The 26664-nt window shown below is 36.3% G+C and carries 24 protein-coding genes and 2 riboswitches; of the genes, 14 read left to right on the forward strand and 10 right to left on the reverse strand.

The annotated features are described in order from the left end of the window. The first annotated feature begins 40 nt into the window (after positions 1-40). Positions 41-190: riboswitch (cyclic di-AMP (ydaO/yuaA leader) on the forward strand. 118 nt (positions 191-308) lie between these two features. From JIN86_RS22475 to JIN86_RS22490, 4 genes are all read left to right on the forward strand, one after another. Further along, positions 309-2132, forward strand: a complete 1824-nt coding sequence (locus JIN86_RS22475) for an APC family permease (RefSeq protein WP_202342925.1) — start codon at positions 309-311, stop codon at positions 2130-2132. Between the two features lie 164 nt (positions 2133-2296). Next, a riboswitch (purine riboswitch) is annotated at positions 2297-2398 on the forward strand. 135 nt (positions 2399-2533) lie between these two features. Next, positions 2534-3118, forward strand: coding sequence for a xanthine phosphoribosyltransferase (locus JIN86_RS22480; RefSeq protein WP_009373354.1), 585 nt, complete (start codon positions 2534-2536; stop codon positions 3116-3118). After that, positions 3118-4416: a nucleobase:cation symporter-2 family protein gene (locus JIN86_RS22485; protein ID WP_004227687.1), complete on the forward strand. Its 1299-nt coding sequence runs from the start codon at positions 3118-3120 to the stop codon at positions 4414-4416. The genes JIN86_RS22480 and JIN86_RS22485 overlap by 1 nt, the downstream gene beginning before the upstream one ends. A 206-nt stretch (positions 4417-4622) precedes the next feature. After that, entirely contained in the window at positions 4623-5009 is a 387-nt protein-coding gene (locus JIN86_RS22490; protein WP_202342926.1) for a DUF5071 domain-containing protein, read from the forward strand. Positions 5010-5031: 22 nt separating this feature from the next. Here the strand turns inward: JIN86_RS22490 and JIN86_RS22495 are convergent, their stop codons facing one another. Next, positions 5032-5943 carry a hypothetical protein gene (locus tag JIN86_RS22495; RefSeq protein ID WP_202342927.1) on the reverse strand — a complete coding sequence of 304 codons (912 nt, stop codon included), beginning with the start codon at positions 5941-5943 and terminating at the stop codon, positions 5032-5034. A gap of 211 nt (positions 5944-6154) precedes the next feature. Between JIN86_RS22495 and JIN86_RS22500 the strand changes: the two genes are divergently transcribed. Beyond that, positions 6155-6676, forward strand: coding sequence for a DUF2179 domain-containing protein (locus tag JIN86_RS22500; RefSeq protein ID WP_202342928.1), 522 nt, complete (start codon positions 6155-6157; stop codon positions 6674-6676). Positions 6677-6719: 43 nt separating this feature from the next. On the opposite strand, the gene JIN86_RS22505 is transcribed toward JIN86_RS22500, so the two are convergent. After that, positions 6720-8006, reverse strand: a complete 1287-nt coding sequence (locus tag JIN86_RS22505; RefSeq protein WP_202342929.1) for a DUF2252 domain-containing protein — start codon at positions 8004-8006, stop codon at positions 6720-6722. Between the two features lie 181 nt (positions 8007-8187). Between JIN86_RS22505 and JIN86_RS22510 the strand changes: the two genes are divergently transcribed. Then, positions 8188-8757 carry a YitT family protein gene (locus tag JIN86_RS22510; protein WP_004227695.1) on the forward strand — a complete coding sequence of 190 codons (570 nt, stop codon included), beginning with the start codon at positions 8188-8190 and terminating at the stop codon, positions 8755-8757. 31 nt (positions 8758-8788) lie between these two features. Here JIN86_RS22510 and JIN86_RS22515 read toward each other — a convergent pair whose 3' ends face one another. The 4 genes from JIN86_RS22515 to JIN86_RS22530 all read right to left on the reverse strand — a co-directional run bounded on the left by JIN86_RS22515 (position 8789) and on the right by JIN86_RS22530 (position 12704). Beyond that, the gene (locus JIN86_RS22515) at positions 8789-9685 is read right to left on the reverse strand and encodes a DMT family transporter (RefSeq protein WP_202342930.1); all 897 of its coding nucleotides are present in this window, start codon (positions 9683-9685) and stop codon (positions 8789-8791) included. 103 nt (positions 9686-9788) lie between these two features. Beyond that, positions 9789-10949: a PucR family transcriptional regulator gene (locus JIN86_RS22520; protein ID WP_202342931.1), complete on the reverse strand. Its 1161-nt coding sequence runs from the start codon at positions 10947-10949 to the stop codon at positions 9789-9791. A gap of 161 nt (positions 10950-11110) precedes the next feature. Further along, positions 11111-12529 carry an amidase gene (locus tag JIN86_RS22525; protein ID WP_202342932.1) on the reverse strand — a complete coding sequence of 473 codons (1419 nt, stop codon included), beginning with the start codon at positions 12527-12529 and terminating at the stop codon, positions 11111-11113. Next, on the reverse strand, positions 12519-12704 hold the full coding sequence (locus tag JIN86_RS22530) for a hypothetical protein (protein WP_202342933.1): 186 nt from the start codon (positions 12702-12704) through the stop codon (positions 12519-12521). The genes JIN86_RS22525 and JIN86_RS22530 overlap by 11 nt, the downstream gene beginning before the upstream one ends. 296 nt (positions 12705-13000) lie before the next feature. On the opposite strand from JIN86_RS22530, the gene JIN86_RS22535 reads away from it, so the two are divergent. The 3 genes from JIN86_RS22535 to JIN86_RS22545 all read left to right on the forward strand — a co-directional run bounded on the left by JIN86_RS22535 (position 13001) and on the right by JIN86_RS22545 (position 16625). Next, on the forward strand, positions 13001-13882 hold the full coding sequence (locus tag JIN86_RS22535) for an EAL domain-containing protein (protein WP_004227704.1): 882 nt from the start codon (positions 13001-13003) through the stop codon (positions 13880-13882). Then, positions 13860-14810: a GGDEF domain-containing protein gene (locus JIN86_RS22540; RefSeq protein WP_009373345.1), complete on the forward strand. Its 951-nt coding sequence runs from the start codon at positions 13860-13862 to the stop codon at positions 14808-14810. Before JIN86_RS22535 ends, JIN86_RS22540 begins: the two co-directional genes overlap by 23 nt. Positions 14811-15230: 420 nt before the next feature. Then, on the forward strand, positions 15231-16625 hold the full coding sequence (locus JIN86_RS22545) for an L-cystine transporter (protein ID WP_004227708.1): 1395 nt from the start codon (positions 15231-15233) through the stop codon (positions 16623-16625). Positions 16626-16672: 47 nt separating this feature from the next. Here the strand turns inward: JIN86_RS22545 and JIN86_RS22550 are convergent, their stop codons facing one another. The 3 genes from JIN86_RS22550 to JIN86_RS22560 all read right to left on the reverse strand — a co-directional run bounded on the left by JIN86_RS22550 (position 16673) and on the right by JIN86_RS22560 (position 18996). Next, positions 16673-16987, reverse strand: a complete 315-nt coding sequence (locus tag JIN86_RS22550; protein ID WP_004227712.1) for a hypothetical protein — start codon at positions 16985-16987, stop codon at positions 16673-16675. Positions 16988-17087: 100 nt separating this feature from the next. Beyond that, positions 17088-17627 (reverse strand): SLOG family protein, encoded by a 540-nt coding sequence (locus tag JIN86_RS22555; RefSeq protein WP_237497401.1) that lies wholly within the window; start codon positions 17625-17627, stop codon positions 17088-17090. Between the two features lie 223 nt (positions 17628-17850). After that, entirely contained in the window at positions 17851-18996 is a 1146-nt protein-coding gene (locus JIN86_RS22560) for a DUF418 domain-containing protein (protein ID WP_202342934.1), read from the reverse strand. A 103-nt stretch (positions 18997-19099) separates the two neighbouring features. Here JIN86_RS22560 and JIN86_RS22565 point away from each other — a divergent pair, with 103 nt between their 5' ends. Both JIN86_RS22565 and JIN86_RS22570 read left to right on the forward strand, forming a co-directional pair. Continuing rightward, the gene (locus tag JIN86_RS22565; RefSeq protein WP_004227720.1) at positions 19100-19801 is read left to right on the forward strand and encodes a response regulator transcription factor; all 702 of its coding nucleotides are present in this window, start codon (positions 19100-19102) and stop codon (positions 19799-19801) included. Then, positions 19798-21441: a sensor histidine kinase gene (locus JIN86_RS22570; RefSeq protein ID WP_202342935.1), complete on the forward strand. Its 1644-nt coding sequence runs from the start codon at positions 19798-19800 to the stop codon at positions 21439-21441. Before JIN86_RS22565 ends, JIN86_RS22570 begins: the two co-directional genes overlap by 4 nt. A 106-nt stretch (positions 21442-21547) precedes the next feature. Here JIN86_RS22570 and JIN86_RS22575 read toward each other — a convergent pair whose 3' ends face one another. Further along, on the reverse strand, positions 21548-22459 hold the full coding sequence (locus JIN86_RS22575; RefSeq protein WP_202342936.1) for a TetR/AcrR family transcriptional regulator: 912 nt from the start codon (positions 22457-22459) through the stop codon (positions 21548-21550). A gap of 157 nt (positions 22460-22616) precedes the next feature. Between JIN86_RS22575 and JIN86_RS22580 the strand changes: the two genes are divergently transcribed. From JIN86_RS22580 to JIN86_RS22590, 3 genes are all read left to right on the forward strand, one after another. Further along, a complete protein-coding gene (locus JIN86_RS22580; protein WP_004227726.1) occupies positions 22617-24131 on the forward strand; it encodes an MDR family MFS transporter in 1515 nt (504 codons plus the stop codon). 158 nt (positions 24132-24289) lie between these two features. Further along, positions 24290-25309, forward strand: a complete 1020-nt coding sequence (locus JIN86_RS22585) for a serine hydrolase domain-containing protein (protein ID WP_202342937.1) — start codon at positions 24290-24292, stop codon at positions 25307-25309. Further along, positions 25306-26619, forward strand: coding sequence for an ABC transporter substrate-binding protein (locus tag JIN86_RS22590; protein ID WP_202342938.1), 1314 nt, complete (start codon positions 25306-25308; stop codon positions 26617-26619). The genes JIN86_RS22585 and JIN86_RS22590 overlap by 4 nt, the downstream gene beginning before the upstream one ends. Positions 26620-26664 lie beyond the last annotated feature (45 nt).

Raw genomic sequence — 26664 nt, forward strand, 5'->3', positions numbered from 1 at the left:
AATTAGCAGGCGTACTATGACATCATTATAAAAGTTTCAAATTTCTAAATCGCTGAAGCAACTAAACGCGGGGGAACCAATTTTGATGGATGGCATAGCCATTCTTGGGGTGAATCTCTTCCTTTTGGAGGAGTAGGGCTACTCAGGCCCGAATCCGACAGCTAACCTCGTAAGCGTTAAGAGCAGAAAAGTGGAGCTTGGCAGACGGATGAGCGTCTACAAGTCTTATTTAGTGATGACTTGTAGGCGTTTTTTGATGTCATTTAGAAAGGCGAAACACATTCTATGAAACTAGAAGGTGTTTATCAATGAAATCCTCATTCAAACGTTATGTAATCGGCAAACCATTAAGATCCGATGCGTTAGGGGAACAAAAGCTAAGTAAAACAAAGGCATTGGCTATATTATCGTCAGATGCATTGTCGTCAGTAGCCTATGGACCAGAACAAATTTTAATTGTTCTGATGACGGTAGGTACAATGGCTTTTTGGTATACTTTACCTATTGCCGCTGGAGTGGTTATTCTACTCGTGGCATTGATTTTATCCTATCGTCAAGTTATCTTCGCCTATCCACATGGGGGAGGCGCTTATGTCGTATCACGAGAAAATTTAGGCGTGAATGCAGGTCTTGTTGCAGGGGGTTCTTTGCTTGTTGATTATATTTTAACGGTAGCAGTAAGTGTGTCGGCTGGGACAGATGCCATTACATCTGCATTTCCAAGTCTTCATGCTTATAATGTACCCATTGCTATTATATTTGTGATTTTCTTAACGATTTTAAACTTGCGAGGTGTAACAGAGTCAGCCTCTATCTTGGCTTACCCAGTTTATCTATTTGTAGGCGTTATGCTGTTGCTAATCGGGATTGGGCTCTATAATGTGGCAACTGGACAGGTGCCTGCAGAGTTACATCCAAAGATTGGTACACCAGTGGCAGGGATTAGCCTATTTATTTTATTAAAGGCATTTGCATCAGGAAGTTCAGCGTTAACAGGAGTAGAGGCTATTTCTAACGCCATACCTAATTTTAGAAATCCTGCTCCAAATAATGCTGCTAAAACGCTTTTAGTAATGGGCGCCATTTTAGCCGTTTTATTCATCGGGATTGTTAGTCTAGCTTATTTTTATGGCGTTGCACCAACAGAAGAAGCAACAGTCGTTTCCCAACTAGCAGAAGCTAGTGTTGGTCGGAATTTTCTTTATTATATTGTCCAGGGGACAACTGCAATGATTTTAGTACTTGCCGCAAACACAGGGTATTCAGCATTTCCCTTGCTTGCTGTGAATTTATCGAAGGATGGTTTTATCCCAAGAATCTTCCAAATCCGAGGGGACCGTCTTGGCTATTCAAATGGTATTTTAATGCTAGGTATTGCTGCCATTGTTTTAATTATACTTTTTGACGGGGCCACAGAGCATTTAATTCCGCTCTATGCAGTAGGCGTATTTATTCCCTTTACATTAGCGCAAACGGGGATGATGAGAAAATGGTGGCGCGAAAAACCTAAAGGCTGGGTAGCAAGATTTACGATCAATACAATTGGGGCCGCTATCTCTTTCATCGTGGCAATGATGTTTTTTGTGACAAAAATGTCTCAAGTTTGGCCAGTGTTTATCTTTTTACCAATTATTATTTTTGTATTCCATCGCATTAAGCAACATTATCAAGCTGTTGGAGAACAGTTAAGATTAAATCATGAGGAACTGGCTACTATTGAGGGGAATGTTTTCATTGTGCCAGTAGCTGGTATAACAAAGGTGGTTGAAAACTCTCTACATTATGCCAAATCACTTAAGGTTGATAAAGTGATAGCCTTTTACGTAGCTTTCGATCAAGCAGATGCAAAAGCTTTTGAAGAGAAGTGGAATGTCTGGCAACCTGATGTACGATTAGTTACCTACTATTCACCATATCGCAGCATTACACAGCCATTAATTAAATTTATTGATAAAGTAGAACATCAATGTACGAAGACAGGTCATAAAGTAACGGTTGTTATCCCTCAATTCTTACCGAAAAAAGGGTGGCATCATATGCTACACAACCAATCGAGTCTTCTCATTCGTACATCATTGTTATTTCACAGAAATGTCGTCATTATGACAGTACCGTTCCATTTATCAAAATAATGCTAGCAAGCTAGAAAATAGTCTGTTATAATCAGTACGTTGATTGAAAACACGAACGTTTACAATTAAAAAGTTCCAGAATACCATTAAATTCCGAAAAATCAAACTTTTTTTGGTGAGAGATAGTAGCTCTTGCCGAATAAAGTGATAAATTGGTTATTCTGATAGTTTCATACAAATTCACTCATATAATAGCGAGAATAGGGCTCGCAAGTTTCTACCGATTTACCGTAAATGAATCGACTATGGGTAGCAATGCTTTTAGAGAACTTCTATTTTAATGATGTTTTCTATTCATTTCGACGTTTTTGCGCTGAATGCTTTGCTCCACTCGTAGCAGAATGGAATCAAAGTATTCAGCGTTTTTTTATAATTTTTTACGAAAGAAGGATATGAAAGAAATGAAGTTATTACAAGACAAAATTATGCAAGAGGGTAAAGTATTATCTTCATCCGTATTAAAGGTTGATACATTTTTAAACCATCAAATTGATCCAATGCTAATGAAGGAAATTGGTCATGAATTCGCAAATCGTTTCTCTGATCAAGTGATTACAAAGATTTTAACAATAGAATCTTCAGGTATTGCCCCATCTGTGATGTTAGGCTTAGAAATTGGCGCACCTGTCGTGTTTGCTCGTAAACGTAAATCATTAACGCTTTCAGATAACCTTTATTCATCAAAGGTACATTCATTCACAAAAAATGAAACAAATGAGATCTCAGTCTCACGTAATTTCTTAAGCGAAGATGACAATATTTTAATTGTAGATGATTTCTTAGCCAATGGTGAGGCTGTCAAAGGCTTACTTGATATTGCTGCACAAGCGGGTGCAAATGTTGTGGGAGTTGGAATTGTTATTGAAAAGGGCTTCCAAGATGGAGGGAAATTATTGCGTGAGCAAGGTGTTCGCGTTGAGTCATTAGCAATTGTAGATTCTCTTGAAGATGGCAAAGTAACATTTGCTATGGAGGCTCGCGCGTAATGAATACCTTTAAATCGACTGCGCTAGCGATTCAACATTTACTTGCAATGTATGCCGGAGCCATTTTAGTGCCACTGATTATCGGTGGGGCAATTGGCTTCGATTCAACACAAATGACGTATTTAGTAGCGATTGATATTATGATGTGCGGGATCGCTACACTTTTACAAGTTTATTCAGGTAAATTCATTGGTATCGGCTTACCTGTAGTACTTGGCTGTACATTCACAGCGGTAAGTCCAATTATTGCGATTGGTACAAACCCAGAGCAGGGTATTACGGACATTTATGGTTCTATTATTGCCTCTGGTGTAATTGTAATGATAATTGCGGGCTTCTTCGGTAAGCTTGTGAAATTCTTCCCACCAGTCGTAACAGGTTCAGTTGTTTCAATTATCGGTATTTCCTTATTACCAGTAGCATTAAACAATATGGCAGGTGGACAAGGTGCTGAGGATTTTGCTTCTGCTTCTAATGTAGCTTTAGCCTTCATTACATTGGTTATCATTTTAGTCGTTTATCGCTTTTCTACAGGCTTTGTTCGTGCTATTTCTATTCTGATAGGATTAGTAGTAGGTACCGTTTTAGGTGCCTTCATGGATAAGGTAGATTTCACGCCAGTTGCAGATGCGAATGTATTTCACATGGTACAACCTTTCTACTTTGGCATGCCAACATTTGATGTAACGGCGATTATTACCATGACACTTGTAGCAATGGTATCTTTAGTAGAATCATCTGGTGTCTATTTTGCGTTAAGTGATATTTGTAATAAAAAATTAGATTCAAAAGATTTGGCTCGTGGCTACCGTTCAGAAGGTCTAGCTTCAGTAATTGGTGGTATTTTCAATGCCTTCCCATACACAACATTCTCACAAAACGTGGGACTAACGCGTATGTCAGGTGTTAAAGATCGTAAAGTCATTTACATCACAGGTGGTTTACTAGTAGCACTTGGCTTCCTACCAAAAATCGCAGCGTTAACAACGATTATTCCTACATCTGTACTAGGTGCCGCAATGTTAGCGATGTTCGGTATGGTCATTACACAAGGTATGGGGATGCTCGTACCAGTTATGAACGAGTCAGCAGAAAACGCGATGATTGCTGCTATTGCAGTCAGTTTAGGTGTTGGTGTATCAGTCGTTCCTGGCATTTTTGATGCACTACCAGAAAAAGTTTCTATTTTAACATCTAACGGTATCGTTTGTGGTTCAGTCACAGCGATTATCCTGAATATTTTATTCAACATGATTGGGCCAAAGCATAAAAAAGACCCGATGCACGGGGAAGTATAAAGAAAAATATTAAAAATCATCTAAGTGCTCTATTTTTAATTAAAACAATATTGTCACCTGCTTTTATCTATTATTCTAGATTTGAGGAGGTGGCATTTTTTTGAAGGGCTATTTAATGATGATGTATTTTAAAGTGGGATAATGGGCGTGCTTACTTGCTTAAATGAAAAGATTGTCATGTATAATTAAATAAGGGAGAGATGCAGATGGAAAACTTTGAAGATCTTTTGCCAAGACATAAATCTGATAATGCGAGAGTAGAAATGATTAAGAAAATGGAAAGAGATAAAATAATGCCTTTACTGCCTAGCCTCCTTGAATGGGTTCAAGATATGAATTGGCCAGTGGCCCCAAGTGTATTAGAGTTACTTTTAACTTTTCCAGAAGAAATTGTGCCACATGTGCAAGAAGTCTTATCTTCAGATGATGATAACTGGAAATGGTTTATTTTAAACTATTTAGTTATTCAATTACCAGTAGAGTCTAGAGTTCAGTTTAAAAAATATTTAACAAGAGTGGCTGAAAGACCTACACAGAATGAACTCGCAGAAGAAGTTAATGAAATTGCAAAAGAAATTTTGGAGACAATTTAAAAAATAGTATGTAGAGAAATATTTAGTTTAGTTTCTTATTATTTTTGTCACGTATAATAACTTCATATGGAATTTCCTCGATGGATAGTTCTTCTTTTTTCAATTCTATTATCTTATCCACATAATACATTAGCTGCTTAACCTTTTTGTTATATTGCCAAAACCCTTTTGGTTTTTCTAAGTCAGTTTTAATAATTATTTGTAACGGTTCAGGGTGGAACGAATATGCAAATCCTCTGTATTCCTTAAATTGTTTTTTAGTTTCGTCTCTGATTGCACTAAATACAGGTTGCCATTCTTGGTCTTTGATTTTACTTTTGCTTTTTTCTTTTATTAAAACCTTTAAGTTCATGTTGGTATTAGAATAAACTGAACTGGCGATAAGCTTTTCGATTTCATTCTTATTTATTAATTCCCCGTTTATTACCTCAATTATGATTCCCTTACTTGGGTCAATAGTTAATGAATAATTGGTTTTATCATAACCATTCGCTTTTAATAAATCTAAGGTTATTTTTAGTACTTCATTTAACTTACCATGTTCCTCACTTAATTCGTAACCATCCAATACAATGTAATCCACTTTGAAGTTTTTGAAACCCGACTCTTTTGTAATATTTAAGATAATATTATCAATAATACTCTTATTCCTTTCAATAAAGTCTTTATCTTTGGCTTGAATTGTAAATACACGGTTATCTTCGGAAAAACCAAATCCTATTTGATCGAATCCTTTTTTAGTAAACTCTAGGGAAATTTTGTTTAATATCTCGTTTTTCTGCTCAATTTTCTTTTTAGTTTCCTCCATACTTTTAACTAAAGTCATTTTCAACTTTTCTTCAGAATGAGCAGACCTTGATTTATCTACATTTATCGTTATGACCATGGCAATAATGGTAGTGGCAGTTATAAAACCAATTAAGGTTTTTTTCATAATAGTCACCCCTCAAGTAAAATTTTATGTTTTTAACTATTGATTATGATTTTTGTTAAAATTTGTTCCTTTAAAATAACTCTAGACAGTCATATGGAATGTTTAACATTAGAACTAAAAGGGAATTTAAAATAGAGTTGTTGAAATCGCATGTAACTCTCTCTTTCAACATATACTTATATAAAACTACTCTCAGAAAGGTCTAGTACAAATGCAAAGTATTGTTTTAATTTTAATCCTACAATTAGTATATGTACCTTTTTTAACATTACGAACAATATTTTTAGTAAAGAATATCACGTTCCTTGCTGCGATATTTGGGATGCTGGAGATGTTGGTGTATGTATTTGGCCTTTCACTCGTTTTCAGTGGGAAGCAAAGTATGTTATCTATGGTTGTCTATGCAGTTGGGTTTGGATTAGGTATATTTTTAGGAGCAAAAATAGAACGAAAGCTAGCGATAGGCTATGTTTATACAACCATTAATACGCAAAATAAGAATGAAGACCTTGTGAAATTTCTTCGCAACGAAGGGTTTGCAGTCACGATTTATATAGGAGAAGGGCGAGATAGTAACCGCTATAAATATGAGATCTTAACGAAGAGGAATCGTGAAGGAGAGCTCTTTCAAATAGTAGAGCAATTTGAGCCGAATGCGTTTATTATCTCGTATGAGCCTAAATCATTTAAGGGCGGCTTTTTACTTGCTCGTATGAAGGCCAAGCAAAAATAATAGTCTATATGAGAGGACCTTCGCTAAAAGCGAAGGTCCCTTTTTACATTTTTGTTTCAACCCAGTTTTTAAATAAGTCATAATCTGTATAGACGGTTTCTTTGTAGCTCATTGCTTGTAAAATTGTATGTTCTATAAATACATTTCGTTCTTTACCGATCGCTTTTAAAATCTCCTCCTCGCTGTGATAGGTAAAAACATGAGAATAATCGATGTCAGCTCGTGCATGTATTTTAGCGGCAATTTTCCCCATAAGTGATGTTGTTGTAAAGTAATCCTCTACATCCTTATAGTTTTTGGGCTTAATCTTCTTTTTATAAGGAGAACGTTCTCGAATATAAAATTCCTGACCATTCATCGTAATAAAGGCTAAATGTGGATCCTCTAAGTGGTGCATGGCTTTTTGAGTTCCAACTACTCGTGCTCCTTGGTGTTCATAATGAGCCCAAAATAGATCCTGATAGGGAAGAAAGTAGGCAGGAATGGCTGTGCGTACTTCTTTCATTTCTAACACTAAATTTTCAACTCCTGATGCACCCTTATCGTCTTCCACTAAAATATAGTAACGTTTTAAACCGATAGATGCTGTCCCAGAGCCATACTTATAAGCTATGTCCCTAATTTTATAAGTAGAAAGTGCGTTTGAAATGGCACTGTATTCCTCAGCAGTGACTGGTTGAATTTCTTCATTCCATAAGAAAGCACGTTCGCCATCTTCATTGAGATACGTAATATCTTGTAAAAAGTAAGATCTTTGGCGTTTTTCAAGCTTTTTCAATAACCTCTTTGCGGGTCCCTTTGTATTATCTTTTGTAAAAATGAGTGTTAGAGGATCATCCTGTTTACGCTCAAATCGTTTTAGCTGATCAATATAACTGTTAAGAAAATGTTGAATAGCCGTTTCTTGGGTTACCTTATGTAAGCCTTGTTCCTCTAAATAGAGCGCAATACTAACACTCATTCTAACAATGTCGTATAAATAAGAGCCAACATAGCCCTCATCGAAATCATTGACATCAAAAACAATGGAGCCAGCTTCATTTTGAAAAGCACCGAAGTTATCCATATGCATGTCACCTTGAATCCAAGTCGGTTTTCTATCAGGAGTATGGAAGATTGAAGCTGATTTTGTCATATCAAAATAAAAGAGATAGGCACTTCCACGGAAAGATCGAAAAGGACTTTCAAGCATTTTACGGTATTTCTCCAAGCGCTGTCCCTCTGTTAAACGCATTCGTTGACCATCAAACTCTTCAAAGATTGTTTCCAATTGTTCTTGTCTTAAAAAAGTTCTTGTATGTTTAACTTGTTCCAATAAAGCATGCTCCATATCATAATCCCCTTTGTTAATTTAAAATTTATCTGTATATACGGAAATAAATTGAATAAGTTTCGAAGAAATTTAGCAAATGTACTCGATAAAAATGGCTAATCATCTAAGGTTATTTCATAACATGTTCAATAACCTATTTTCATACTATAAGACATGCATAGACACGGAGGGGGGTTGTATGTATTTCTTTACAAAAAGTCTTGTCATTATAATAGGAAGTATTTCATTGTCGTTAGGAATAAACTTATTTTTAACGCCCTATGAAATTTTAGATGGGGGAGTAGTAGGGTTAGCGCTAATATTACATTATTTATATAAGCTCCAAATTGGTTTAATGATTATTATCATTAGTATTCCGATTTTTATTATTGCGTGGTTTAAATATAAAACCTATTTTTACAATAGTATACATGGCTTACTAACGTCTTCCTTCATTATCGATTTTTTAAAGCCTGTCCGCAATCTTGTGCAAATTGATGCGCTCTATAGTGCCATTCTTGGAGGAATACTTGTAGGCTTTGGTATTGGTCTAATGCTGCGTTTTCAGACAAGCACAGGGGGGACTGACTTGATAGCACAATTTATCTGTGATAAAACGGGTATCAATGTTGGGGTATTGATATTTTTTATTGATTCCATCGTGATTGTTATAGGCGGATTCCTCCTATCCACCTCGACCTTTCTATTATCTATAATTACAGTGCTAGTTGTGGGGATTACGACAAGCATTATTACTAGTCGAGTTTAATAAACAAAAAAAGTTCCAGTATAAACTGAAACTATTTGGGGGGCTGATTATCGAGTGCTTTCATTAGCTTCTTTTTTGGATGTGCGGGTTTCACTTCGGCAATTAGTATAGCTAGTAAAATAAGTACGGCACCAACGACCATACGGCTTGTTAGCATTTCATGCAAGAAGATTACGGATAAAACCATGCCGAAAAAAGATTCAGTTGATAGTATAATCGCAGCTTTTGTGGCAGTTGTATATTGATTGGCCACATTCTGGAAAAGATAAGCTATGGTCGTAGAAAAAATCCCTAAATAAACAAGAGAGTAAATTGCCTCTTTTTCAAGTGACGTAGGAATTTCACCTTGGCTAATGACAACGAGAACACCTATAAAGGAAGCTGTGAGAAACTGAATAATAGTTAGAGCAATGGCATCTTCCTTTTGAACAAAAAGGTTAGTACAAAAGATATCAAAGGCAAAAGCAACAGCACAAGCTAATGATAGGGCATCACCTATATTCATTGTCAAGGAGCCTTGTAATGATAAAAAGCCAATGCCCACAATCGCCATTATCGAACCAATGATTTCGTAGCCATCGATACGACGTTTATAAACGGCATATGCTATTAAAGGAACAATGATGACATTTACTGCGGTTAAAAAGGCATTTTTAGATGGTGTAGTATATTGCAGTCCGACTGTTTGAAGGGCAAACGCTATATATAAAATCGTACCTAATAAAGCTCCCTTCCAAATTACTGATTTCGAAGCCTTTTTTAATCGGGCGCCAAATAAAACGGTTAATATGATGGAAGCTAATAAAAATCTGCCAGCCATTACTTGATAAGCTGTTAAATATTCTAGAGCAATGGCTGTTACAACAAATCCACTACCCCACACGATTGCAGTAACTAATAACATGCCATCAGCTATGTAAGTTTTCATGTTTTCTTCCTCCTAACTTCAATAGAATAGCATAAGAGAGAAGAAAAGAATTTGATTTTATTTCTAAATATTCAGGCGTTTTTTTGTACTTATTCCAAAGCGATTAGTCATTGTTCATTTTGCTATGTAATAAGTACAATTTAACGGCTGCAGCTAGGCGTTCATAAAAAACATAATCATTATCTATGGGTGCTACTAGCTGACGTATTTTAGCCATACGATAGCGAATTGTATTTGGATGACAGAATTGTGCTACAGCCACTTCCTTAATATTTCCTTTTTTAATGATATAAGTTATGGCGGTTTCCATTAAGTCTGGATCAGCCTTATCATCAAGTAGAGGGGCTAAAAAGGAGGTAACATAGTCCATAGCGAATGTTGTATCTTTACGGTATAACTCGATTAATAAACAATCGGACGCGAGATTCTTATAATGACAGTTAGGGAGCATATCGATTTCAGCAAAAATATTGGCAAAAAAAGCTTCGCGTAATGCCGTTGGGAATCCAGTCTGGGTATCATTACAACTGCTATAGCCGAAAGTGATGGTATCAGTGGGTATGGCGTATAATGCTAGCCATTCATGTAAAACCCTTTCAAATTGGAATTGCTGAGATGGATGTGTCATGATGATAAATAGACTTTTTTTATAAGAACAAATCATACCCGATTTTAATAGTGGCTCCAACGTGTAAAAGGGCTGCATCCAGCTCGGATGGATTGTGTCACTAGCTCGTAAATTTGCTATAAATACATATTTTTCAAAGGGCTTATTGAGCTGTTGTAAAATGGATTTGATTTGCTCCTGTGTTACATCTTCCTCCATTAGCCTTCGTAAAATCGTTTCTATAAAATAGGAATAATCCTGTGTCTTAGCGTAAGCCATTGTTTCTAAAATGATTTTTTCAAAAAACTCATCTCCACCAAAGCGCAATATAGGGAAATTATGCTGCTCTGCATACATCAAAACTTCTTCAGGTAATTCCTTAAAAATAACAGGCTTATAAGCTAAAGCACTAGCCCCAAGCTCAATTAGATTTTTAACAGCATTGAGTAAATACTCAGGCTTTTGTTTAGCAAATAATAAACTACTTAACACAACGCTGTTGGGGGTAAAGATGGTATCTCTGACATGGTGGATGTCAGGTGAAAATTCAAAGTCTAATATTTCTACATTTTGAACAGCTTTATGTAAGCCGCTGTGACCAGCAATAACAGTGAAGTCTTTTGTAATAGGTAGTTGTAAAAATTTCTCTACATTCATGTGTGGATCATTGCCTTTCCTGTAATAAGCTTCTTGCTTCTATTATAAAATTACTTGTACATAAAAAACCATTAGTATAAATGCTAGCAGGTTTCTCCCACAAAAAAATCTGCTCATTCAGCGGTATACCGTGAAGTGAGCAGATTTCCAGTGCTTAACGTTTAGATATTAGCAAAAATATTTGGTTTTCTAGTTCTCTGTGGATTTGCTTGCTCAACAGCATAGCCTACATTTAAAATGCGTCCTTCTTTAAAGGCTGGTCCAATAATTTGTAGACCTATTGGTAAGTTTCCTTTAAAGCCACAAGGAACCGAGAGGGCAGGTAAGCCTGTTAAGTTACTAGGGCCTGTAAAGCGGATAATATTATCAATTAAATCTACCTTTTTACCGTTTAACACTGCAAAATCATCCCCAATTGTACTAGCTACAACAGGTAGGGTAGGGGAAATGAGCACATCTACCTTATTAAAAATCTCTGTAAACTCCTGCTTGATTTGACGACGTACCTGCTGAGCCTGCAAGTAATCGACTGCAGAAGGCAATTCACCAAGCTCAAATAGCAGACGAATATCGTCACCAAAGTCTTGTGGTCTCTTTTGTAAATCTGAATGGTGTATAGCTGCTGCCTCTGAAAGAGACGTCACAAGCTCTGCCCATTCTGCATATTGTAGGGAAGGAATACGCACCACATCTACTTTAGCGCCTTGATCCACTAAGCTTTGAATACTTGCTCTAACAGCCTTCTCTACATCAGTATCAACATTATTAAAGAAGTACTCTTCATTGATACCAATCACTAGATCCTTGATATTGCCAGTAAGCTGCTTCTCATAGTTGTCTATTGGAATATCAATGCAGGTAGGGTCTCGATGATCAAAACCAGCGATAACTTCGAGCAAGCCCGCTGCATCCTTAACGGTCTTTGTCATCGGGCCAATGTGGTCTAAGCTCCATGCTAGCGGGTAGCAGCCGTATTTACTTACACGACCGTGTGTAGGTTTTAAACCTACAATGCCGCAAGCAGAGGATGGAATTCGAATAGAGCCTGCTGTATCTGTCCCTAGTGAAGCAACACTTGCTCCAGCTGCAACAGCCGCACCAGAGCCTCCACTTGAACCACCAGGAATTTTATCTAAATCCCATGGGTTACGGACAGGGCCGTAATGAGGGTTGTTATTGGTAATTCCCCAAGCATATTCATGCATGCTTAATTTTCCAGTGAAAATAACACCAGCGTCACGAAGCTTTTCAACTACTGTCGCATCATAATCAGAAACGAAGTCCTTATGAATTTTTGAGGACATCGTTGTTATTTTATCTTTAAAATACAAGTTGTCCTTTAAGGCCATAGGTATCCCATGATACATACCCTTATAATGACCTTGGAGAATCTCCTGTTCAACTTCTTTTGCCCTTGCTAAGGCTTCTTCCCGATAAAAGGCCATATAGGAATTAATTTTAGGCTGACTTTCCTCAGCAAAATCTAAAATAGCTTTCGTTAATTCCACGGGAGATAGCGACTTTGATGCTAGTAAAGGTGCCAACTCTTCAACAGATTTTAAATGTAAATCAGTTGTCAATATGATCACCTCCAGGAATACTACGTATAGCAATGTCCGCATCATCAATCGCAATACCTTCTAAATTGCTGCGAAGTGACTGCATACCTTCCCAGCGTGTTTTTAATAGTTCAAGGTGTTCAGGTTTCGGTGTAATTCCTTTGTTCTCCAATAACTGTTGAATAGACAAGCTCATTAACAGGATCCTCCCTTGAATAATTTTTATCTAAATAGGTTTCCCTATTAAGACCAATACAGTAAAAACACAAAAAAATATAATAGGTAATATAAACCTATTATTACAATCATACACTAATATCATTTTATATCAAATAAATTATTTGTAATAGTTTTAATATTGTGAAATATTAACTAGAAAAGCGTTTTGTTAAAACCTATTGCTAGAACTTGCTCTTTTTACATTCGGTTCACAGTCTATTTACAATCAAAGCGTACAATGAACCATAATAACCAAATTGAAGAGGTGCAAGAATGGAGTCTGCAGTGGGACAAAGTATAAAAACAAGTAATATATTTTCTTTTTTTAAATATTTATATGGGCAGCATCAAAGCAGTTCATTATATATGAAACGTTTAAAGGCATTGAAACAAATTATTCAGCATAACGATTTACATACATACTTTCAACCTATTGTAGATTTACAGTCAAAGCAAACAATAGGATTTGAAGCATTAAATCGACCATTACCCTCAACATTATTTAACAGTGTGGATCAGTTTTATGAGTTTGTAGGACAAACAGATTGTGTTTTTTTATTTGAATGTTTTTGTAGAAATCTTTCCTTGCAACGTTTCAAGGAACGTTTACACAAAGACTTGGTGAATAAAAACTTTTTAGTGTTCCTTAATATACATCCGAATGTTTTATTAGATAAAAAATATCACAGTGGCGAAACGTTACAATTATTGAAGGAGCTTGGTATTAAGCCTCAGCAAGTGGTTTTTGAACTGACTGAGCGGAGTGCAGTAATAGATTTTATGGAGTTTGAACGTGTATTATCGCATTATCGATCACAGGGCTATCGCATTGCCGTCGATGATGTGGGATCTGGCTATAATAGTTTAAAAACGCTCATCTATTTAAAGCCAGAATTTATTAAGCTAGACCGTTCATTAATTCAATTCATAGACCAAAATAATGAACAACAGCAGCTCGTCACATTGTTAATGAAATATGCTGAACAAGCCAATACTAAAATCATCGCTGAAGGGATTGAACGACAAGAGGAGCTTGATTATCTCCATCGTATTGGCATTCATTATGCACAGGGGTATGCGATAGGAAAGCCAGCAAAGGAAATATATATGGGGAAAATAAGGGTGGGTGACCATGAAGATAGGGGAAGTCATTGAGAAAGTTCCATGTATTGATGAATTTGTGAAAAATAAAGAAGTAGATGTACTTTTTACAAGTAATCCATCGTTGCGTAGCGTTGTTGTTGTGCGTGATGAAAAACCAATTGGCCATATTACACGCACACATTTCTATCAAAAAATCGGTACTCGGTATGGCTATCATTTATTAATGGAACGTCAAAATCAGCTGATGATCAAGAAAAATCCTTTAATCGTTGATCGTAATACACCAATCACAGAGGTTAGTACATTAGCTATGGCTAGACCTCCTGAGGATTTATATGATGATGTCATCGTCACGAAAAACAATCTTTATTATGGCATGGTTAGTATTCGAGAGTTATTGTTAAAGCTTGTTGATACACAAGTAGCCATTGCAAGCTTCCTGAATCCATTAAGTAGTCTTCCTGGCAATAAATTAATCGATGACAAATTAGAGGAAGCATTACAGCTATCGCAATATAGTTTAATTTATTTTGATTTAGATCACTTTAAATCCTACAATGACACATATGGCTTTAATAAAGGCGATAAAATTTTACGGTATTTAACAGAAATACTAAAAAGACATATTTGCGGCGTAGAAGATTTTTTAGGACATATTGGTGGAGATGATTTTGTAGCTATTCTGCCGTATTATGAGGTAGAAAAGATTTGTCAAAAGATTATTGATGACTTTGATGCCAACATACTTAGTTTTTACGAGTTAGAGGATTTAGCATATGTTCAGGTAGCTAGTAGATCAGGCGAATTGGAACCTTTAACGTGTACATCCTTATCCATTGCCATAATTACGAATGAATATCAGTATTTTGACTCTGTCGAACAATTATCCAATGCGGTAACACATGTGAAAAAACAGTGTAAAAAAATCGCTGGTAGTTGTTACCTCATTAATAAACAACAAAACTATTTTGTTCATTAGACAAATTATGCTAGATTTGTGGAACTAATATGTAAAATATATGAAAAATTAAAATTTGGTTACAAGAGGTTTAGATGGATTCAAGAAGACTACACATTTGGCAACCTGTCACCTGCTTAGAAAGAGCCTAAATTTTAGAAAAATGCTTAAAAGGCTGCCCCTACACTGTTAAAAACTAACAGTATAGGGGCAGTTAATCATTTGTCACCAAATGTAGTGCAATTGATTAAACTAGCTATACAACTACACTCTTTCCTTTGTCGGAGGATGATTGTTACGCCATTATTCGGGGAATAATTCTAAGCAAGAAAGCATTCTGTTATAGGAATTTATTAATCTTAATAAAACATACTTGAATTATAGGGATTATGGGTATATAATTCGATTACATTATTATAAAACATCTTAGGAGGCATTCCATTGTCGAATTTACAAATCATTCTTAACGTAGCAGTGTTACTTGTGTTCGTTGGAATTTTATATGTTATGAATAAAAAGCACGTGAAGTTTTCTAATCGTGTTTTTGCCGGTTTAGGCTTAGGGATTGTACTTGGTCTTGGACTTCATTTTATTTATGGTCTCGATTCTGAAGTATTAGCCAAAACAACATCTTGGTACAATATTATCGGTACTGGGTATGTGAAACTGCTCCAAATGGTAGCAATGCCATTAGTATTTATCTCCATTTTAATTGCATTTACTAAAATGAAGATTGGTAAAAATTTCGGAAAAATGGCAGCTCTTATTTTAGCCATTTTAATCGGTACAACAGCCGTTTCTGCAGCTGTAGGTATTCTTTCTGCAACAGTCTTTGATTTAGATGCAACACAAATTTTACAAGGTGATGCTGAAACTGCACGTGGTCAATACCTTGAAGAGAAAACAACGGGCTTAGCGGCTCCTGATTTACCAACACAAATTATTGAGTTATTCCCAGCAAATCCGTTCCTTGATTTAACGGGTGCTCGTTCTACTTCAACGATTGCGGTTGTAATTTTCTCAGCATTCCTAGGTTTTGCTTATTTACGTGTGGCACGTAAAGATGAGGGAACTGCAGCTACAATTAAAAAAGGTTTAGATGCCATCTATGCCCTTGTAATGGGTGTCGTAACAATTGTATTACGCTTAACGCCATACGGAATTCTCGCGATTATGGCTCGTACTGTCGCAACATCTGATTTTGGAGCGATCTACAATTTAGGTAAGTTTGTCATTGCTTCTTATGTAGCACTATTTATTGTTTTAATCGTACACTTATTAATCATTACATTAAGTGGTTTAAATCCATTTACGTATTTGAAAAAATCTGCAGAAACATTATTATTTGCCTTTACATCACGTTCTAGTGCCGGTACTTTACCGATGAATATTAAAACGCAAACAGGTCGCCTTGGGGTATCTGAGGGGATTGCAAACTTCTCAGGCTCATTCGGATTATCAATCGGGCAAAATGGTTGTGCCGGTGTATATCCTGCGATGTTAGCCATTATGATTGCACCAACAGTCGGCATTAATCCACTTGATCCTGTGTTTATTATTACAGTTATCGCAGTAGTAGCGGTTAGCTCGTTTGGTGTAGCAGGTGTTGGGGGTGGTGCAACATTTGCAGCTATCCTTGTATTATCAGCACTTGATTTACCAATTGCTCTAGCAGGTGTATTAATCTCTGTTGAGCCTTTAATTGATATGGGTCGTACAGCGTTAAATGTAAGTGGTTCAATGACTGCTGGTGTTACAACAGCGCGTATTACTAAAGAATTAGATACAGAAATGTATAATAATAAAGAGTTAGGTGCTCAAGTAGCAGACCTATAAGATCGAAGAAGCCCCGTTAAAGTTTTAACTTTAACGGGGCTTCAGCTTTATACGATTTTTACATAAAAATCCTTACCATTGATTAATTCAGATATCTCAATATTATAATTTTGTTTATAGTAATCATAAATATTGTAGGCTAAACCGGAGTGTCCATTCAAATAGGTTCCCTTTTTAATTTCTTTACGTGGATTATGGAAATCAAAATATAAGCGTGAATCATGACTCATTGAATTTAAAATAGCAAGAAATTCTTGTTCTTCAATATGAATTCCCCGTGTATACCGACATTCTCTACGATACGTATCATGTGACACATTTACGGGAGAAGCTTCAAGAATCATTTCAATATGTTTATTCAAATGATGACAGCTCCTTTCAAATTATAGGTAAAAACCATAAGAACAATCAGCTTTTATTACTTCTAGTATATAATTGTCAGAAAATTATATCAATATTTTTCTACCAGTTTTGCTGTTGAATTTCTTCAGCTATTAATTGTAAGTCATAGGCAGTTACTGTTAAAAGATTATAATCATGGGACTCCATATATTTTTCTGCAAGCCGTTTGATATATTTCGGTGAACCCTCATTTTCTTCATCATAAATTAATAAAAGTCCATCTGTATTTTGGATAATAAATTTGTCCTTCTCAATAAATTGCCAAGGAGCTTCATACGGTTTTTTGGTCACGCTTGTGACAAAATCAGCTTGGGCAATTAATGCTTGATACTTTTCTTTTTTATGATCTTGCCAATTTTTCTCTTGCTCTAAAAAAGGTGTGATCACGGCGTATTTTAAAAGTGGGAATTCTTTTTTTAACATTAAAACAACTTCAGCACTCCAAGTTTCTACGCCCTGCTGACCGCTGATAATAACCCATTCAAGTCCTTCATCAAGCAGTGTACGTAGACGAGCTTCCAGTGCTTTCTTTATGATGACAATACCAGGATGTTTATCATTAAAGATACCAAGCTCATGTGGTTTATAGCCAGTAATCATAATACGCTGTAACACCAAAATACCCCCTAAGCTGTATAGTTGTAAATACTAGTATACAGCAAGGGGGCAAATGAAATCGATGTTATCTATGAAAAGGCAAATAGTGTTAAAATTACTGCTACAGCTGCACAAATGCCTAAAAACCACCATGAGTCTGTAAAGTCTTCTTTTGTGTCACTATTCATAAAAAATATTCCTTTCTAATTTGCTTGTTTGAGGGGTGTTACTTTACTTGCCCAGTCCAAGACCAATTTGTCCATATTCGTAAGATTGTTTCAAAGGGACCACGTTTAAATTTCTTTAAATAGGCAAGGCTGAAAACACATTGCAAGCTATAAACAATGATTCCAAAAAGGATTCCGCCAAAGACTCCTAATTTGCCATATAAGCCAAGGCCATAGCCATAAAAAACAGTTGTACAAATGATGGTTTGTAGTAAATAATTGGTTAGTGATAGTTTGCCAACGCTCTCAAATGCAGGAGCTAGTAGTTGAACTGGACGGGTGTTATAAATGTATGCTGCGAGGCAAACATAGCCAATCGCTAATAACTGGGAGCCGCCCATTAATAAGATCGAAGAAAATGCACTTATACTTTCTATTAAACTTAAACTTTTACATACGAGTCCTATGGGTACAAGGAGAGCACCTAGCTTATACCATTTCATTTCCTTGTTCATCTCCACGAAGGCTTGCTTTTTAGCGAGCGCCATCCCAAACAGGAATAATGGTGCGTAGAACATAGGTGCAAAAATTAATATAATGAAAATAAATGAAGGATCCTCCATTCCTGGTACTTCAGCATTAGCTCTAAAATCAAAAATTTCTAAGTAGCTTCCGTTAGCGTAAACATCATCCGCTTGCTCGATGTATGTCTCTATCTCTTTTTGTTCTTTTTTAGATGTTTCCATAGAGCCGTATGTTAACGCCGTAGTTAATACAAATAGGATACCAGCCCAAATAAATAAAGTTTTTGGTTTACGATTAATAAATGGGATTAAAAATAACATCATACAGCCATAAGAAAATAGAATATCGCCTTCCCACAATAAAATAGAATGTAATAAGCCAAGGGCAATTAATCCTGTTGCACGACGTAAAATAGACCAGCGGCTTTTATTCTTTTTTCTGCGGATGGATTCAATTAGTTTAATAAGTGAGAAGCCGAATAAAATAGTGAAGATGGGCATAAATGAGCCTTCAATCACAACTTTTACAAAATATAAAGCCCCGTTATCTAAGGTAGAAAGATTTTTTAATTCATCTTTGCCATACATCCCGAATTGGAAGATTAGCAAATTTGCCATTAAGATGCCAAATAAACTAAATCCACGCATTGTATCAATGAAAGTAACACGTTTAGTTGTCATTGCGTTTTATCTCCTTAATTGGTTATCTTATACATATAATAAATAGGGAAGCTTATGGTGAAATAATGACTACCTTAAAGTAATCTTAAAAGTAGGTGAGGAAATGCAGGAAGCATCAATTTTAGTGTTAGAGGATGAACGTGCCATTGCTGAAATGATTGAAATCATTTTAAGAAAAGAAGGAATTAACAATATTACCTTATGTAATACAATTGAAGAAGCAAAAGATGAAATGAATACTAAAACATTTGACTTTTATCTATTAGATATCATGCTACCAGATGGAAGTGGGCTGGATATGGCGAATAGTATTCGAGAAAAAAGTGATGCCCCTATTTTTTATTTAACCGCAAAAAGTAGTGATGCAGATAAGCTTCGTGGTTTTATGAATGGTGCAGATGATTATATTACAAAACCATTTAACCCCTTAGAGCTTGTAGCACGAGTAAAAGTGCAGCTAGTCCGTTATATGAAGAAAAAAAGTGTACCAGAAAATCACATATTTACTTGTAGCCGTTTTACATTTGACATTGATGCAGCAGAAATTGAGGTAGACGGTGTAAAGGAAATAATTAGCGGTCGCTTGTTTCATTTATTAAAATATTTATGTGACAATGCAGGGCAAGTGTTATCAAAAGAGCAAATATACGAACGTGTATGGGGTGATTGCTTATTTGATGATAATACAGTGATGGTACATATAAGAAAGCTGCGAGAAAAAATAGAAAAAAATCCTGGAAAGCCGACATGCATTATCACTGTCAGAGGCATTGGCTATAAGCTTGTTGGGGACATTTCTTCATGAAGCCAGCTGGAAAATTAACACTCCGTTTTGTTTCGTATTTCATCATATTCTATCTATTGATCATTTCAGGTTTTATTATAAGCTTGGTGTTTTTTGCTATTTTTATCAATGACCGTGTTGGTGACAACATTCATGTGATGAGCTCCTTTGAAATCGAAGATGATGCAGTTGTAGAGAAAGGGAAGACAGTTAAAATTGCTGACTATTTAGTGAAGAGAGCTGAAGAAAATGTTGGACAGCTGTATTTATTTGATCCAACCATGACGATTGTTGATTATACAGGAGATACCTGTGGACTATGTGGAAAGTCAGATAGTGAAATATTGGCATTGCAGCAACCAGGCATGCATACATGGGAATTGCCGAATTACTACTTATTATTTCTTCCGACTACTCCTGTGCAACCACTTTTTGAGGAGGCACTTGAAAACTGGACAGCAACAGGGGACATTTCAGCTGTAACACGGCAACGTCTAAAAGAAAATAAAGCTAGTGTTGAAATTTATGACGAGCAATGGAATCGGATTGAGGTCATAGGCGAACGTTATGAGAAGCTAAATAAGCCACAATTACTAGAGGAAAAATACGATATTTTCGAGCATGCGGAGTTAAAGCAAAGTACAACATTAGCCAACGATAGGACATTTGTTGTAAGAATGCCTAATCCATCGTATAAGCCATTTGAAGAGCCTTTTAATAAGGCAATGGTACTGTTTGTTTCTATCTTCTTTGGGGGACATGTTATTTTGCTGTTGGGTGTTATTTTCTTATCTATTAGTATTTCACGTCAATTCGTGCGACCACTTGTCTATGTGATATCGCGCATTGAGCGACTTACCCAATTTGATTACAGAGAGATTAGTGACAAAAAAATCCATCATAAAAAGACAGGGAAGTTGAAAAGAAAATTTAAACTGTTCCAACCTGTAGAAGAGTCACTCAATCACTTATCGGAGCGACTTGATTCAAATGAAAGGCAAATCAAGCATGCAGAGCAATTACGGGAGGAGTGGATAACAGGTTTATCGCATGATTTAAAGACCCCGTTAAGCTCAATTTACGGCTATTCAACGATGCTGGCATCGGAGGATTATGAGTGGACAAAGGAAGAGATGCGTATTTTTGCAACAACCATGCAGGAAAAGGCAACCTATATGGACGCACTGATTCAGGATTTGACGTATACGTATCAATTAAAAAATAAAGCCATACAGCTAGATAAAGTGGTACTGCCGCTAGCAACATGGCTACCACAATTTGCAGACGAACAGGTGTGTGTGAAGGTGTATGGTGATGTGTTGTTACAAGCAGATGAGCTTTTACTCAAGCGAATAATGGATAATTTAATTACTAACGCGAAAAAATATACACCTGAAGGAACGAAGGTAATTGTGGAAGCACAACATACTGGTAAAGAAGTGATGCTTACCATTGCTGATCAAGGACCAGGTATTCCTCAGGAGGAGCTCGATAATCTATTCGAACGCTATTATCGAGGTACGAATACAACAGACGATATTACAGGAACAGGGCTAGGACTAGCCATTACGAAGCAGCTCATTGATTTACACAATGGCACAATTAGTGTTCGTTCAGGTCAAAATGGGACAATCTTTGTGCTAAAATTTCAATGTCATTAAGGTGAATCACTGTGTTTTCTTAATACTGGACAAAAGTCTGTCATAGAACTTAATTTCATTCAACAGAGTAAAGAGGTATCAAAGTATTCATTTGATACCTCGTTTTTTATTTATTTTTCGTACAGCGTTCAGCGGGCTGTTCAATTTTTACGTAACGCCATAAGTTATTGGCGATGTCACGGGCTTCTGCTATATGTTCAGTGCCGACGAAAGCCTTACGAAAAGGTGTAAGAAGTGATTCGATGATAAAAAGCTTTGGTTTTTCTTTCTGCAATTCTTCTAATAAGAATTGTGCATACTCCAAACCCTCCCTAGTTTCATTATTTGATAATCCCTTTGTAAATCCTTGTAGTTGTTCAATAACCATTTCTTTTGTAACGGTCTTATAGTTCACGACATTTTGAATGGTATTAATCATTTCAACACTTACGATAATCTCTTTCGACTCAAGCATAGTGGGTATAATAACGCTAATATTACGCAATGCTACACGTACAATAGCTTCTCGATTGATATATTTATAATCGGCAATAAAGACAGCGCGTAGAGTGAGGTTAATCATTCCAAGTGTTTGAACTGCACATTCATAGCTAATAGGGCTAATCTCTTCTCCAAAGACTTGTACTAGACGATTGGCGAGCCATTCTAGTTCTTGTAAATGGTAATTAATAATAATTTTTTTTAGTTCTTTATCTCTTGATTGGAAGATGGATTCGAATATCTGTACTAAATTATGTTCACGATTGACATACATGAGAACAGCGACTTGCTGCGTCAATACCTCTAAATCTGTAGGGTCTTTGCCATAAATGAGCTCGTGGCGACGATTACTGGCTTCTTCACGACCTTCATCTAAAATGGCGATTAAGCATTCATTTTTCGAAGTAAAATGATTATAAAATGTACCTTTAGAGATTTTAGCTGCATTGATGATGTCATTAATCGATGTATCTAGAAAGCCTTTTTCAATAAAAAGTTCACGTGCTGCTGTTATAATTTGTCTTTTTCTTTTGTTCATAACCTCACCTTTTTTATAATATTATACTCTTATTCTACACTTGAAACGCTTATATATCAACGTTTATAAAAAATATAAACTTATTTGTTGAAAAAAGTAGACTACGAGTATAAAATAAGTTTTATCGTAAAACACAAGAAAGAATTGAGGGATATAAATGAATAGTGAGCAAACAATGAAAAAGCCCCCTTATGGCATGATAGCTATTCTATTTGTGGGTGCTTTTGTTGCTTTTCTAAATAACACATTGTTGAATGTGGCATTACCAACAATCATGAAAGATTTTGGGATCAACTATTCAAAAGTACAATGGTTAGCAACAGGGTATATGCTTGTGAGCGGTATTTTAGTGCCTGCTTCAGCATTTTTTGTGACACGCTTTAAAAATAGGCATTTATTTATTACAGCGATGTCTATCTTTACAATTGGAACAATTATGGCAGGTTTCGCTCCTAATTTTGGCGTGCTGTTAGCAGGTCGTATGGTGCAAGCAGCTGGAGCTTCTAGTATGTCACCACTTTTAATGAACGTTATGCTAACAAGTTTCCCGAAAGAAAAGCGTGGAGCAGCAATGGGGATCTTTGGTTTAGTTATGATTATGGCGCCAGCAATTGGTCCTACATTATCAGGGTATATTGTGGAACATCATGATTGGCGTATGCTTTTCCAAATGATTATTCCATTTGCTTTAATTAGTTTATTATTTGGCGTTTGGAAACTAAGAAACGTGATGGAGACACGTGAAGTTCACTTAGATTTCCTTTCAGTACTTTTATCAACAGTTGCATTTGGTGGTATTTTATACGGCTTTAGTACAGCAGGGGATAAAGGTTGGTCAAGTCCGTGGGTATATGGCACGATTACAATCGGCTTCATTGCTTTAGTTATTTTCGTTGTTAAACAGTTGAAAATGGATGAGCCATTATTGGAATTACGTATCTATAAATATCCAATGTTTGCTTTAGGGTCAGTTATCTCAGTTATTGTCTCTATGGCAATGTTCTCAGGGATGATTTTAACACCAGCATATGTACAGTCTATCCGTGGTATCGAACCATTTGAAGCAGGCTTGATGATGCTTCCAGGGGCACTTGTCATGGGGATTATGTCACCAATCACTGGTAAGCTTTTCGATAAATTTGGTCCACGTGTGTTGGCCATTATTGGATTAACGATTACAACAATCGCAACATTCGGTTTAACAAAGCTAGAAATTGATTCAAGCTACACATTTATCGTATCGATGTACACAATCCGTATGTTCGGTATGTCTATGGTCATGATGCCTATTATGACAAACGGTTTAAACCAACTACCACAAATGATGAATCCACATGGTACAGCTATTAACAACACATTACAGCAGGTATCAGGAGCAATTGGTAGTGCAATTTTAGTTACATTCATGAATAATCGTACAAAAGCCAAAGCTGAGGAATTAATTGTCGAGGCAAAAGCAAATGCGGCACAAGCAGGGGCAGCACCTACAGCTGAGCAAATGCAACAAATGCAAGATCAAATTATGCAAACGGCCTTATTAGATGGTATTACACACTCATTCTTAATTGCCGCTGGTATAACAGTAATTGCAGTCGTGCTTGCATTCTTCTTAAAACGCGTAAAAGTTGAAAGCGCAGCAGCGTCAATGGATTTAAAAAAACCAACTAAATAATCAAAGTAGCCCTAGCCAGTAAATATTTACTGGCTAGGGCTTTTTTATTGAGTACACATGAAAAAAAATTTTAGGATTGGTGTTATTTTTCATCATTTTATTTTATATGATAATACTAATTTACAGAAAATTAAGATATTTAATAGTGGGGTGCTTCCTTGGTAGATGCATATATAACTGGCTTAGTGAAAGAACAGAAAATTCCAGGTGCTGTATTAATTGTTCAGCAGCAAGAAAGAAGGCTATTTTCAGGCAATTATGGAGCTTATACAGCTGTGGATGGCAGCGAGCAAGCTATTTTAAGTAATACGTTGTTTGATTTAGCCTCCTTAACAAAAGTTGTCGCAACACTCCCGGCTGTTTTACTCCTGATCAGTCGAAATCAAGTTTATATAACAGATCCAGTTCAAACCTATTTGCCTGATTTTAAATATCCCCTTATTACAATCCAGCATTTATTGCAGCATTGCTCAGGATTGCCAGCAGATTTAACACCTGTAGTTAAGAGACATCATAAGCGTGACATCCTTCAGGAGGTACTGGCAAGTGATGTAGTATGGCAGCCAAATGAACAAGTGCAATATAGTGATTTAGGTATGATTATTCTAGGAAAGGTGATTGAGAAAGTTACTGGCATTTCATTAAAAAGTTTTGTAGAGCAAGCGGTTTTTAAGCCATGGGGCATGCATCATACATCTTTTCAACTGCCTGTGCATACAAGAAGGCTTGCAGCATCTACAGAAATGGTGGCAGGTCAATTTTTGCAGGGAATAGTCCATGATGAGAAAGCTTTATTACTAGATGGTATTGCTGGTAGCGCAGGTTTATTTTCATGTGTAGAGGATTTAGCAAAGTATGCGGAAATTTGGTTGGGGATCAAGCAACAAAGTGTGATTCCATATGAATGGTTAGAGCTTGCCTATACGGAAACTTTTAAAACGAGGGGTCTTGGGTTTGAAGTATGGGGAGGTGAAGAAGCATCATTTTGTTTTGGTAGGAGGTGGAGCAAGGGTTCATTTGGTCATACAGGATTTACAGGCACGAGCATTTGGATGGACCCTGTAAAAAAGGCATTTGTCATTTTACTAACGAATGCTGTGCATTATGGGAGAAATACAAACATGGGAAGGATTAGAGAGAAGCTTCATACGATGATTTATGAAAAATTACTGATATGAAGGGTGGATCTGCTGGTATGAGACAAAAGAGTAAATGGTTATTGCTGCTTCTTTTATTACTCGTTGTGGGTTTAGTAGGCTGTAACACGAATGAGAAAATAACGACCTCAACAACACCTGATAATAAAGAGAAACCGAAAACTGAAGAGGTTTCGCTAACAATAGGGAGTTGGCGCACAGAAGATGTTGCCAAGTATGAAAAAGTGATTGCTTTATTCAATGAACAACATCCTGAAATACATGTTTCATTTAACCCAACTAAAAATACTGAATATAATACAGTCCTCAATACAGCATTACAGGCTGGAGAGGGTCCAGATATTTTTCACTTACGTCCTTATGCAGCTGGATTGAAGCTTGCAGAGGCAGGTTATGTTGAGAAGATAAACGGCTTAAATGGATTGAATGTATTTCCTGAAGAAGCATTAAAGGCATCTCGCGATGACGAAGGGAATCAGTACGGTGTACCAATTAACTTAAGCTCTACACAATTTTTCTATAATAAGAAGATTTTTAAAGATAATAATCTTGACATTCCTACTACATGGGATGAATTCATGGCATTAAATGATCAATTATTAGTAAAGGGTATTACACCAATTGCAATGGGTACAAAAGAAGGCTGGCTATTATCGTTGCTACACGGTATTGTTTGTCCTGCTGTTTATGAGGGTAATGACTTTTATCAAGCAGTGCTCGCAGGAGAAAAGGATTTTACAGATCCGCAGTTTATTGAATCCATTCAAGTAATGAATGACTTGAAAAAGTATTTTCCTGTCAATTCTGAAGGCTTAGGAATGGATGATATCCGTACTTTGTTTGCGCTAGAAGACGCGGCTATGTTCCCGTTAGGTAGCTGGGAAATTCCTGTTATATTAGAAATGAATCCAGATTTAGATTTAGGTTATTTTCCTATTCCATCTAAAGAGAGTAATACAACAGTGACGACTTGGGTAGATGGCTCATTTGCAATCAATGCTAATTCGAAAAATAAAGAAGCGGCTAAAGTATTTTTAGAATTTTTAACAACTAAGGAGTTTGGCGATTTGTTTGTAAAAGAGTTTTCTATGATCAGCGCTATTCCAGGTATTACCTCTGACGATGCATTGTTAAATGCTATTAGTCAATCAACTGCAAATGAAGCAACGCCATATATGTGGGTAACTAATTTTACTGGTGGGGACCCAACAACAAAGAGCTTGCTTGAAAGTGAGCTACAAGGCATGTATTTAGGTCAAGTAACGCCTGAAGAGGTTGCCACAAAAGTACAGGAAAACGCTAAAACTTGGTTTACGCCATTTCAAAAATAGTGAAAGCTTCAAGTCAGCAGACCCCTAAAGTGTTATAAGGAGTTT

Source organism: Lysinibacillus sp. HST-98, assembly GCF_016757845.1.
GTDB lineage: Bacteria > Bacillota > Bacilli > Bacillales_A > Planococcaceae > Lysinibacillus > Lysinibacillus capsici.